Source organism: Paenibacillus hebaui, assembly GCF_051934385.1.
GTDB lineage: Bacteria > Bacillota > Bacilli > Paenibacillales > Paenibacillaceae > Paenibacillus.
The window spans coordinates 6,621,203-6,633,522 of record NZ_CP196836.1 but is presented as its reverse complement, the minus strand read 5'-3'; the positions used below and the strand labels follow the sequence as shown (position 1 = coordinate 6,633,522).

The following is a 12,320-nucleotide window of genomic DNA, read 5'->3' as shown; positions in this document are numbered from 1 at the left end:
CCAGTATGGAAATATTGTGCATCGACCATACTTTATCTGTGATTAGAGGGTATGTGAATTCAGCAGTGGGGCCAAAGAAACGCGAATAAGGACTTTTTTTGAGAGTGCTTCGAAACGTTTCGATAGATAGGTGTTTGACGCGACATCTTGTGAATAATGAATAGGAATGGTGGCTGTCACGACCATTTACAGTATAAAATGTAGGTAACAAGAGAATTTGGTCAAGGTAGAGGGAGCGAACGTGGAATGGCAACGATTAAGGATGTGGCAAAGCTTGCAGGTGTGGCGCTCTCGACCGCTTCCTATGCACTCAGTGGGGACAGCAAGGTTAGTGCCAAGACCAAGGCAAAAGTGCTGGCAGCAGCACGGGAACTGAATTACCGCAAAAACGGCTTTGCCATGGACCTGAAGCGTAGCCGAACAAACACGATTGCGTTGATTCTTACCGATCTGTCGGGTCCGTATTACTCCGAATTGATTCGCAGCGTACAGGATGTGGCTCTGGCTAACGGATATGATCTGATTGCCTGCAGCTCCATGGGTGGACGTGATTCGACAGCGGTTCGGTTTTTACGTGAAAAAAGAGTGGATGCCGCCATTGTGCTGGCTCACAATATCCACGATGATATTCTCGTGGAATCTGCAGGTGAACGGTTCCCGATCATCGTGATGGATCGCCAGCTATCGAGTGACCATCTGGTCAACGTGCTGGTGGATGGAGAACAGGGGGGCTACCTGGCCACACGTCACCTCATTCAGAAGGGACACCGGACAGTGGCCTATATCAGCGGACCATCCAATTCTTACGACAATGCTCTGCGTTATCAGGGGTATATGCGGGCTATGCAAGAGGCAGGTCTTGAAGAAAAGTCCAAGTGGCGTCTGAGCGGTAACTTTGTACGTGAGGGCGGATACAGCGCAACCAAAATGATGATTATGCAGGGCGAGCTTCCATCGGCCATATTTTACGGGAATGACGAGATGGCGATTGGCGGTCTGAAAGCCATGCAAGAGAGCAGCATATCGGTGCCGAATGACATTTCGGTTATCGGTTTTGATGACATTCAGTTGTCCGAATATGTGAATCCTCCACTTACAACCGTGCGGCAACCCAAGCATGAAGCCGGAGCACTGGCAGGGCATCTGCTCTTCCAGATGCTCAATGGGGAAACGGTGAATTCATCGTATACGCTAACCATTGATATGGTCGAACGCCAATCGGTACGTTCAATTCAGGTGGAGTCAGGGAATCAGCTTGCTTAGATATTACTTTTTAGAACGGACATGGCTCGCTGCTGTTCAGTCGGGTCATGCCATTCCAGGCCTGCTATGTGAAGTGAGAGTTAAATGATGGGTTCATCGTCCGAATTGGCCTGTAAAAGGTTCGTTCGCAGAGGACCCTATTCTTTTTCAGATCTATCGAAACGTTTCGATTTTATAATTAATTCAAGGAGTGAACCATATGACAACTATGATTAATGAACCGATCCGGCTGACTGCCGGGGAATTATCCTTTACCTTTTTGAACAGTGGAGACCTGTATCAGGCCACAGCCGGCACAACGATGTTGAATCAATTGCTCAGCAACCAGATTGATGGATCTCTGAACAACCTGTACCTGCGTGTGCACGAGGGAGAGAAAATTAGTTCGTTCCCGCTGCTAGGTGTACGTTCGAACAGCAAAGTGAGCACTAGCAAAACACAATCCGGCAATCAACTGATCTGGGAAGGTAAAGTACAGGTTGAAGGCAAAGAACAAGGCATTGGGTATCAGGTTGTATTTACCGCTACACCGCAAGGGGTCTGGTTCTGGGAAGTGAAGCTCACAGGGCAACAACATAATGTAGACGTAGTATACGGACAAGATGTAGGACTTGCTGATCCAGGTGCGGTACGTAGCAATGAAGCCTATCTCTCACAGTATGTTGACCATACAGTGTTTGAAGATGAAGCCAAAGGTTATGTCGTTTGTTCCCGTCAAAACCAGCCTCAGGGCGGTGCATTTCCTTATATGCAACAAGGTTCCCTGACCAAAGCAGTTGGTTATTCCACAGATGGATTCCAATTCTTCGGTCTGTCTTACAAGGAAACCAATCAGCCGGAGAGCTTGAGTCGCCAAACACTGGCGAATGAGACGTATCAGTATGAGTTTGCCTATACGGCATTGCAGTCCGAGCTGCTGAATCTGAACGGGGAAGCTCAAGTGGTTTTCTATGGACTGGCGAAGCCAGATCACGCTGCCGGAATCTCTGTACTGGAATTCGGGGATGAAGTGACTGCAGCATGGAATGAAGTACAGGCTTTGACTGTGGAGAATGGCGACACGCTGGAACAGGTGAAACTGTCATCCTTCCTAGGTGAACCGCTGGTTACGCTCGATCTGACGCAAAATGAGATTAATGATCTGTTCCCTGATCGCCACCAGGAAGAGCATAGCGGTGATGAACTGTTATCCTTCTTCACAGGAAGCTATGAACATATCGTTCTGAAAGCGAAGGAACTGCTCGTAGAGCGCCCGCACGGCCATATTCTGATGAGTGGTGGCAACGTGGAGCTTGGAGCGCAGGTTATTACGACGTCGTCGTATATGTACGGTATTTTCAACTCACAGCTCGTGATTGGTAACACCAATTTTAATAAAATGATCAGCAATGCGCGTAACGCGCTGAATGTGCCGAAGACGGCTGGGCAACGCATATATGTGGAAATGGACGGACAATATCGTCTGCTGACGATGCCTTCCCTGTTCGAAATTGGCTTCAACTATGTACGCTGGATCTACAAAACCGCTTCGGATACGATCATCGTAACCAACTATACCGGAGCACACTCAACTGAAGTGCGCATGAACGTGCGTTCCACAAGTGGCACAGCATACCGCTACCTGGTGACTAACCAGGTTACAATGAATGTGAACGAGTATGAATATCCGCTGCATATGACGCAGGATGGCAATACACTGATCTTCAAGGCTGACCCACAAGCGATTAGTGCCGGAACGTATCCAGATCTGCAATACCGCATGTCGGTGGATGGCGCAGCCGTAAATGTTGGAGACGAAACGTTGCTGGCGAGTGGTATCCGCAGCGGGTCTGCATCGCTGGTTACACTCAGTCTGGAAGCAAGTGCTGAATGGACGCTGAAGGTACAAGGGGTATTAGAAGGCCAAGCGGATGAGATCAAAGGCGGTGTGGCAGCAGGCTCAAGTCTTTCGTTCGAAGAGGAAGTGCAGGCATACCGCGAGTTCTTCGCAGGTGTCATGAACGGGTTCCGTTTGTCTCGTGGAGAAGGTCAGAGTGCAGAGGATCTGTTCAAAGTAAACGCGTTGGCTTGGTGGTACACCCACAATATGCTGGTTCACTACTCTGTGCCTCACGGTTTGGAGCAGTACGGCGGCGCGGCTTGGGGTACACGGGATGTGTGCCAGGGCCCGGTTGAATACTTCATGGCGACGCAAAAATATGAGCAAGTTCGCGATATCATCAAAATGGTGTATACCCACCAATATGAAGATGATGGCAACTGGCCGCAATGGTTCATGTTTGATAAATACTTTGCGATTCAACAGGAAGAGAGTCATGGCGATATCATCGTATGGCCTCTGAAAGTATTGGCGGATTACCTGACAGCAACTCGCGACTATGCGATCCTGGACGAGAATGTACCTTATACCGTCAAGCATAGCTTCGGATTCACAGAAGAAACAGCGACCGTATTGGATCACGCGAAAAAAGAGATCGAATATATCCGTTCGCATTTCCTGCACGACACATTCCTGTCTTCCTACGGCGATGGGGACTGGGATGATACGCTCCAGCCAGCCAATGCACAGCTCAAACAATACATGGTGAGCAGCTGGACGGTTGCACTGACGTACCAGTCTGTAAATGTACTTGCACAGGCGCTGCAACATAAGGACGCTGCATTTGCACAGGAGCTTGACGTTCTGGCTCAAGGCATCCGTGAAGACTTTAACCGTTACATGCTGGGCACAGATGTGATTCCAGGCTTTGTGTACATGGAAGAAGCGGATCAGGCGAAGCTGATGCTTCACCCAACCGATACAGAGACAGGCATTCAATACCGCCTTCTGCCGATGACACGCAGCATGATCGGTGAATTGCTCAGTGCAGAACAGGCTGAATCGCACTATGCGCTGATCCGTGAGCAGTTCCTGTGCCCGGATGGGGTACGTCTGATGAATCGTCCGGCTCAATATGCTGGTGGTGTGAGCAGCCACTTCAAACGTGCAGAACAAGCGTCCAACTTTGGACGTGAGATTGGTTTGCAGTATGTACACGCCCATATCCGTTACGTTGAAGCGATGGCGAAGCTGGGTAAGACGGATCAGGTATGGAATGGTCTCGCTATGATCAACCCGGTTGGCATCGGCGAGGTTGTGCCTAACGCGGAGATTCGCCAGGCGAATGCGTACTTCAGCAGTTCTGACGGCAAGTTCAATACCCGTTACGAGGCGCAAGAACATTTTGACCAGTTACGCAAAGGAACCGTGCAAGTGAAGGGCGGATGGAGAATCTACTCCAGCGGCCCTGGGATCTACATGAACCAGCTGATCTCGAACGCACTTGGCATTCGTCAGGAAGGCGGCGATCTGGTCATTGACCCGGTATTGCCAGCAGAACTGGATGGCATGCAATTTGAATTCGAATATGCAGGCGAGCCGGTAACGTTTATTTACCACTTGAACGAAGGTGCTGTTAGCCGTGTAACGGTGAATGGCAAGGATATTCGTACCGTAGAAACGGCGAACCGTTACCGTCAGGGCGGGGTCAGCATCTCACTCGATGAGTTCAGACAGGCAAGCAGTGCTACGGAGCGCACGATCGTTGATATTTATATGTAAATTCAATTCAAGCTTTTGATGTTTCACTAAAAGTGGAAGGTCATCCTCCTTAACAGGGCAGGGTGACCTTTTTTGATTTGAGAACGATGAATTGGAAGATCAGGGGTACAGTGACGATACGATAATTATGCTAACGCAAAGGAACCGCCAGCAACGTATGCAACAGCGTATTATGCTGTACATGCTTCGTAACATAGCCCTCGTCCTCTAGCCAGCCGCACAGCTCGTCCAGCAGCGGGAAATGACGTTCTCTTATCATGTGCAGCTGCTCCACATGACCTGCTGCATCAGCCTGTTGGATATACGTCTGGCGGTGAACTGTATTTGCAAACATCAGATCCGTCAGGCAGATCCGTCCACGGGTGGTTAACACCCGCTGCATCTCCTGTAATGCCAACTGCTGCTGATCTGGGCTCAGATGATGGAAGGCGAAGCTGGAGACGACAAAATCAAAAGACTGATCGGCAAAAGGCAACGCCAGAAAGTTGCCAAGCTTGACATGCATCCCAGGATGTTTGATGCGGCATGTACGCAGCATCTCCCGGGATTGATCGATGGCGGTCATCACCGCGGCGCGCTCCAACAACTTGCCCGCCAGATTGCCTGTGCCTGTCCCGATGTCCAGCCCCTTCTCACCGGGCACAGGAGAGATCCAGCTTGCCGTTTGTTCCAGCGCCTCGTCATAGTTGTCATACAGAGAGAAGGAGGAAGGTACTGCGTCTGTTCCCAACCCTGATTCTGCATCTAATGAATACATTGTATTGCTGTTATGTCTGTGTACTGTCCCGCTATTCCTCAGGCTGTGAACTTCATCAACGTTATGATCTGGCTCGCCTCCTTGAACGGATTCATCTGTTGCTCCCATGGCTCCGGGTTTCCAATCATGTCTGAACCTCGCGGCAGTTTGTCCAGGCATACTGCCATTTGCCGCCTGTACTCGTTGATCATGGATGGCTGCCTGTGTATCATAGTTCCAGCGATCATGCCAGTTCTGCCGTGCTTCCCGCAATCGGCGAGCACTGTCTGCGAGGTCATGCAGATGACTGACATCCAGCGGTCCCTCCTGACGGTTCAGATCAATCATACGCTGGGTTGTATCCAGCATGCGTTTCAGCTCAACCCATTGAGCGTACATTACGGCTTGTTGCAGCTCCAGATATTCTTCCAGCCGCTGTTGATTACCTTGATCAATCTCTCCGAGTGCTTGCGTGATATCCTGAAGCGACATGCCAATCTCTCGCAGGGCAGCGATGGTCTGCAAGCGCCAGATATCATTCTCAGTATAGGTGCGATACCCGTTACTTGTCTGTTTGGCTGGATGAATTAATCCCTTCTCTTCATAAAAGCGAATCGCTCTCGCAGATATGCCAAGCCTGTCGGCTGCTTCCTTGATATTCATTCAAGCACCTCCTTATCACACCAGTATAAACCATGACGTTACGGCAAGGTTAAGTGTTTATTTCATTTTACTGAAGGGGTAATTGTTGACTTATCGTACTAAACGAAGTTGAATTTTGGTCAAAGCCGAGTTGAATTTTAGTCAAAGCTGAGGCTATGCTACAATATATAGAACGAATAACCGAAGCAAAAAGCTAAACGGTGAAGCGAACAGACTTTGTATCTCCTAACTTTCCCAACTTTCCCGACATCCCCGACGTTGCCACGTAGAACGTTGTCGACTATAGCACGAAAGGTTGAATCTCTATGCTTACCAGCCATACGTATATGATTCGCCCATCCGAGATTAAGGATGCAGCCCAGCTGATGGAGTTGGACACCCTGGTATGGGACAAACACACGTCTCCTGCGCCGCTTCATTGGCGGTCCAGACAGCAATATTTACAGCATTGTCCTCCGGGTAGCCAGCTGCTTGCCGTTCAGGGAGAGCGGGTATGTGGTTATGTGGGCTTTCATCCAGCCACAGGCATGCCTGTCAACCGTCATGTATACGAGATTAATATTGCTGTTCATCCCCATGATCGCCGCTGCGGGATTGCTACAGCCTTGATGGATACGATCAAGCAACATGCGCTGGAACAAGGAATTAGCAAGCTTAGATTACGTGTTCTCTCCAGCAATCCGGGAGCCATCGCGTTTTATACACAGTGTGGATTTGTGACAGAAGGCAGGTTGGTGTCCGAGTTTTATATTAGTGGCAAGTATGTGGATGATATTCTCATGAGTTATTTTATTCAGGCCAAATAAGCAGGAGCAGAGATGAAGGAGGAACTACAATGGACATGGGACTGCGGGGTAAAAAAGCTCTGGTGCTGGCTTCCAGTCGTGGACTGGGCAAAGCGGTTGCCGCTCAGTTAGTAGCAGAAGGTGCTGATGTCATGCTTGCCAGTCGGAATGAAGAAAAGCTCGCAGAAGTGAAGCAGGAGCTGCTGGCGCTTGGCGTTGGCGGACGTATTGAATATTGTGCAACCGATGTGACACGCAAAGCGGATATTGATGCCCTGATTCACAAGACAGCGGAGCTATTCGGTCAGATTGATATTCTGGTGAACAATTCAGGCGGCCCGCCTTCGGGTTCATTTGAGACACTGACGGATGAAGATTGGGAACGGGCATTTGAGTTGAATGTGCTTAGTTATGTAAGACTGATTCGCGGTGCTCTTCCTTATATGAAAGAGAATGGCGGACATATCGTCAATATTGCTTCAACCTCTGTGAAGCAGCCGATTCCGGGTCTGATTCTGTCCAATACGTTCCGTACCGGTGTCTTCGGATTGGCCAAAACCTTGTCACAGGAGCTTGCGCCCTACGGCATCTTAATTAATACGGTTGCACCCGGGCGAATCGGGACAGATCGGATACGTGAACTGGACGCAGCGAGGGCAGAGCAGAGTGGAATCAGTGAGGACGAGGTTGCCGAACAATTCCGCAAGGAAATTCCACTGGGACGTTATGGTCAACCCGAGGAATTTGCCAAAGCAGTGGTGTTCCTTTTATCCGGAGCCAATACGTATATTACCGGAACCTCGCTTATCGTTGATGGGGGTATGGTTCGAGCCCTCTAAATGTGTTGATAATCCTGCGGGTACAAAAAATGAAATACCCTCTGTCACCACATTTCGTGGAGATGGAGGGTATTCAGGTTGATCCGATATGTTGACGTTTCATTATGTAAGTCTATTATCGCAAAAGTTCCCATTCATGTTGCAGCATACCGTACACCGCATGATTAACGTATCCCTTAGGCAGCTTCTCCGCCTGACGAATAACACCCTCAAGAACAAATCCGAGTCTTTCCGGGATGGCGCGGCTTCGTTTGTTGTTGGTTGCCGAACGAATCTCGACCCGGTTCAGGTCCAGTGTGACCAGGGCATAATCCACCAGAACCCGGCAGGCACTAGTCATCAAGCCTTGACCCTCGAAGCCTTTTCCAAGCCAGTATCCGATGCTTACCGAGCGGTTGGTCCAGTTAATCTCGTGGAATCCGATGACGCCTGCAAGATCCCCTTTTAACCATACGCCAGCGGTGAAGCCGCCATTTTCGGCGCCCTGTTTCAACGCGTTAGTAATGAAACTCGAGGTGTGCTCAACCTCTGTCACATGATCCACCCAAGGTAACCAATGTCTGAGTTGATCCCGGGAACGATCCGTGAGTTCGAACAGCGGTTTGGTGTGCTCCATAGCAAGTGGGCGGAGTTCAGTATATTCATCTAATGAATAGGTAAACATGAGTGCAACCTTCTTTCTTTGAAATAATGTATTATCGGGAAGTCTGCGGCAGCTTGCGCTCCAGAGCAAACAGGTCTTCTTCCATCGAGGCCATGCGTTGGTTGATCGTAGTGCGGGCATCACCCAGTGCCTGATTATATATGTAGGGAGCCAATCTGGTCATGAAAAGATCCAGCACACCCCAGGCCGCCAGATCGCCCAGTTCTTCGCCGCGTTCCTCTTCGAAATACGACTGGATGGTGCGTATGGCTTCATCCTGCTGTTCTTTAGTCAGTTTTAGCGTGTTCAATGGGAAACCCTCCCTTAAATTATGTTTTTCTATCATGCTACATGATTCGAGCGAACCCGTCAAAATGGTTTTGGGCCTATCTTGTGTACGTTGATCCCGACTTTGGTGCCGTTTTTATTGAACTCGTCCCCCGTTAAAGGTATATTTAGATGAAACGCATTGCAAATGCTGAAAGTTCCAATCAATTCATGAAAGGTTTGATACCTGTGGACAATCGTACAACCCCACCTAACTTTATCAAAAATATTATTACCGAAGATCTCCGGTCAGGGAAAGTCCAGGAAGTTATTACCCGTTTTCCTCCGGAACCGAACGGTTATCTGCATATTGGCCATGCCAAGGCGATCTGGATTAACTTTACGCTGGGCGGTGAATTTGGCGGCAAAACCAATCTTCGTTTTGACGACACGAACCCGGTCAAGGAAGATGTGGAGTATGTACAATCGATTCAGGAAGATGTGAAATGGCTCGGATACGAGTGGAACGAGAAGCGTTTTGCCTCGGATTATTTTGATGAAATGTACAACCGTGCTGTCCTGCTGATCCAAAAAGGGAAAGCCTATATCGACGACCAAAGCGCCGACGAAATCCGTGAAATGCGCGGAACGCTGACTGAGCCGGGCAAGAACAGCCCGTACCGTGATCGTTCTGTGGAAGAGAATCTCGACCTGTTCACACGGATGCGTGCAGGGGAATTCAAGAACGGTGAGAAAGTGCTGCGCGCCAAGATCAATATGGCTGCACCGAACATCAACCTGCGTGATCCAGTCATTTACCGGATTTCTCATGCACACCATCATAACACGGGTGACAAATGGTGTATCTATCCGATGTACGCTTTTGCTCACCCGCTTGAAGATGCGATTGAAGGTGTGACGCATTCTCTCTGTTCCCTGGAGTTTGAGGATCAACGTCCATTCTATGATTGGGTTATTGCCGAGTGTGAGATGGAGAACCAACCGCATCAATATGAATTTGGCCGCCTGAATCTATCCCAAATGGTGACAAGCAAGCGGAAGCTGAAACTGCTCGTGGATGAAGGACATGTGGATGGATGGGATGATCCGCGTATGCCGACGATTTCGGGTCTGCGCCGCCGAGGGTATACACCGGAAGCCATTCGTGATTTTGTATATGAGACAGGCATTTCCAAAAACTATGGAGTTATCGACCTGCAAACGCTGGAGCATTTTGTCCGTGAAGACCTGAAACTGAAAGCTCCACGCACGATGGCTGTCCTGCACCCGCTCAAAGTGGTCATTACGAATTACCCTGAAGGGCAAGTGGAATGGCTTGAAGCGGAGAACAATGTAGAGAACCCGGAGATGGGTAATCGCCAAATTCCGTTCTCTCGTGAGATTTATATTGAACAAGATGACTTCATGGAGAATCCACCGAACAAATATTTCCGTTTGTTCCCTGGCAACGAGGTTCGTCTGAAACATGCGTATTTCATCAAATGTAACGATGTGATCAAGGATGCGGAAGGCAATGTGACCGAGATTCATTGTACCTATGATGTGGAGACGAAGAGTGGCAGTGGATTCACAGGCCGTAAGGTCAAAGGAACGATCCACTGGGTAGAAGCAACTCAAGCGGTACCTGCGGAGTTCCGTCTGTATGAGCCATTAATCTTGGCAGAGGCGCCGGAAGCAGATGTGGAAGTGGAGATAGCAGGGGCGGAAAATGAAGTTTTGGAAGAGCAACCGGAGAAAACGTTCCTGGATCAATTGAACCCGAACTCCCTTGAGATTGTTCACGGGTATGTGGAACAGGAGATGCAAGAGGCGAAAGCGCAGGATAAATTCCAATTCTTCCGCCACGGTTACTTCAGTGTAGATCCGAAACATTCCGAGCCAGGTCGTCCGGTATTTAACCGGGTTGTATCTTTGAAAAGTTCGTTCCAACTGCCGAAGGTATAAGGCAAAGAACAGATAGTAGCTACAAGTTAGGGTTATAAACCTAAACTAGACTTAAATCTATAAATGTAAAAGGCGTCTCCGTGGCAACAAGCCCATGGAGACGCCTTTCTCTTTACTGCACCTATTCTTAATCTTTTGTTTGATGTTTGAACTTTTTATTTACACCTTAATGGAGAGGACAGAAAAAAGCTGGAGAAGCGGAGCGTTCGCATTTATCACCGTGATTTTACCCTTTGAAGAAGGGAATCAAAAAAATCCGGGGATAACAGCGATCGAAAGATTGTTCTGTCATCGTAGTGCTCCAGTGGAAATCTTTCAACTTTTTCAAACAAAAGATTACCTGTCCTCATCCAAATTGCCCATCTCCGTCAACACAACCGGCTGATAGCCGTTTCGCCGGTTCGAGAACCACATCACAGCAAAGCCTACGGCCCCGATGAGAGAGAAGAATACTCCGATGTTATACATGACTTCGGCACCGAAGCTCTGGAACAGCCAACCGCCGAACAGACCGGCAATGACACCGGAGAGACCGCCCCAAGCCATTGTATACACGGCTTGGCCAGAGGAACGATAAGGTCGTGGAATGAACAGCATCGTAAGTTGGGTTCCCACATAGAAGTATCCACCAAATGTAATGGAGTGCATGAGCTGAATCAATACAATCTCCATTGGGTTATTCGCTGAGGCCATGAGCTGCCAGCGGAAGGCGAACAGCAGGCTGATCAGCACAAGGTATGCAAGCAGCATACTCATTTTACGTTTGAGAAAGCGGTCCAACAGCAGGAATACGCCCACTTCGAGAATAGATGATGTGAAGATGGCCCAGCCAACCATCTTGATGTCGCCACCCATCTCAACGATGTATAGTGACATAAATGTACTGTTCATGGCATTGGGTACAGATACGAGCACGCCGAGTCCTATAAATGTCATGAAATATGGATTGAACATCACTTTGCCAAAACGTCGAAAACTGACAACAGGTGTATCCGAAGCGATCGGCTGTCTGGGGAGGAACAAAGCGAACATAAAGGCAATAGCTATCATACAAGCAAAAACAATCGATACACTCCCCGTGCCAAGGATGTCAATAAGCGGTCCCGCAGCAGCAGCAGTCAGAGCCCAACCGAGTGAACCCCAGAGCCGAAACGTGCCAAATTTCTGTGTGGTACCATCGATATAACCGAGAATCAAACTGTTGGTTTGGGCAAATAAGGGACTTTGGAAAAAGTAAAACAGAATCATTGCAGCATAAATCCAGGCGTACGTAGGTGCATAAAATACAGCTTGGGCAAGCACAAAGGTGCCTCCCATCATCATCATCAGAATGATGCGAATATTGCGTGATTTATCACTCCAGAAACCCCAGAACGGATTAGCGAACAGGGATACAAAGGGACCAATCGCCATTAGACTGCCGATCTCCAGTTTGGTCATACCGATTTCTTGTAGGTACAACTGAAGAAAGCCAGCGAAGATGGAAATGGCTCCATATATGAAAAAGTTATATAATTTCAGCGAAACCAAAGAGGGGTTGCCTCTTGCAGGTGCAGAT

At 48.9% G+C, this 12,320-nt stretch carries 9 protein-coding genes; 5 read left to right on the top strand and 4 right to left on the bottom strand.

The genetic code is table 11. The features are described from left to right. The first annotated feature begins 246 nt into the window (after positions 1 to 246). Positions 247 to 1,263, top strand: a complete 1,017-nt coding sequence (locus tag ACR32F_RS29885; protein ID WP_440113754.1) for a LacI family DNA-binding transcriptional regulator — start codon at positions 247 to 249, stop codon at positions 1,261 to 1,263. A gap of 199 nt (positions 1,264 to 1,462) precedes the next feature. After that, on the top strand, positions 1,463 to 4,864 hold the full coding sequence (locus ACR32F_RS29880) for a GH36-type glycosyl hydrolase domain-containing protein (RefSeq protein ID WP_440113751.1): 3,402 nt from the start codon (positions 1,463 to 1,465) through the stop codon (positions 4,862 to 4,864). A 130-nt stretch (positions 4,865 to 4,994) separates the two neighbouring features. Here the strand turns inward: ACR32F_RS29880 and ACR32F_RS29875 are convergent, their stop codons facing one another. Next, positions 4,995 to 6,263 carry a MerR family transcriptional regulator gene (locus tag ACR32F_RS29875; protein WP_440113748.1) on the bottom strand — a complete coding sequence of 423 codons (1,269 nt, stop codon included), beginning with the start codon at positions 6,261 to 6,263 and terminating at the stop codon, positions 4,995 to 4,997. Positions 6,264 to 6,568: 305 nt separating this feature from the next. Here ACR32F_RS29875 and ACR32F_RS29870 point away from each other — a divergent pair, with 305 nt between their 5' ends. Together ACR32F_RS29870 and ACR32F_RS29865 are read left to right on the top strand one after the other, a co-directional pair. Continuing rightward, positions 6,569 to 7,069 (top strand): N-acetyltransferase family protein, encoded by a 501-nt coding sequence (locus ACR32F_RS29870; RefSeq protein ID WP_440113745.1) that lies wholly within the window; start codon positions 6,569 to 6,571, stop codon positions 7,067 to 7,069. 29 nt (positions 7,070 to 7,098) lie between these two features. Then, entirely contained in the window at positions 7,099 to 7,887 is a 789-nt protein-coding gene (locus ACR32F_RS29865) for an SDR family oxidoreductase (protein WP_440113742.1), read from the top strand. A gap of 115 nt (positions 7,888 to 8,002) precedes the next feature. Here ACR32F_RS29865 and ACR32F_RS29860 read toward each other — a convergent pair whose 3' ends face one another. Further along, the gene (locus tag ACR32F_RS29860) at positions 8,003 to 8,551 is read right to left on the bottom strand and encodes a GNAT family N-acetyltransferase (RefSeq protein ID WP_440113740.1); all 549 of its coding nucleotides are present in this window, start codon (positions 8,549 to 8,551) and stop codon (positions 8,003 to 8,005) included. Positions 8,552 to 8,582: 31 nt separating this feature from the next. Next, positions 8,583 to 8,840: a DUF2164 domain-containing protein gene (locus ACR32F_RS29855; protein WP_440113737.1), complete on the bottom strand. Its 258-nt coding sequence runs from the start codon at positions 8,838 to 8,840 to the stop codon at positions 8,583 to 8,585. Between the two features lie 188 nt (positions 8,841 to 9,028). On the opposite strand from ACR32F_RS29855, the gene ACR32F_RS29850 reads away from it, so the two are divergent. Continuing rightward, positions 9,029 to 10,762 carry a glutamine--tRNA ligase/YqeY domain fusion protein gene (locus ACR32F_RS29850; protein ID WP_440120056.1) on the top strand — a complete coding sequence of 578 codons (1,734 nt, stop codon included), beginning with the start codon at positions 9,029 to 9,031 and terminating at the stop codon, positions 10,760 to 10,762. A 336-nt stretch (positions 10,763 to 11,098) separates the two neighbouring features. Here the strand turns inward: ACR32F_RS29850 and ACR32F_RS29845 are convergent, their stop codons facing one another. Continuing rightward, complete coding sequence (locus tag ACR32F_RS29845) at positions 11,099 to 12,292, bottom strand: MFS transporter (RefSeq protein WP_440113735.1); 1,194 nt, start codon at positions 12,290 to 12,292, stop codon at positions 11,099 to 11,101. Positions 12,293 to 12,320: the final 28 nt, after the last annotated feature.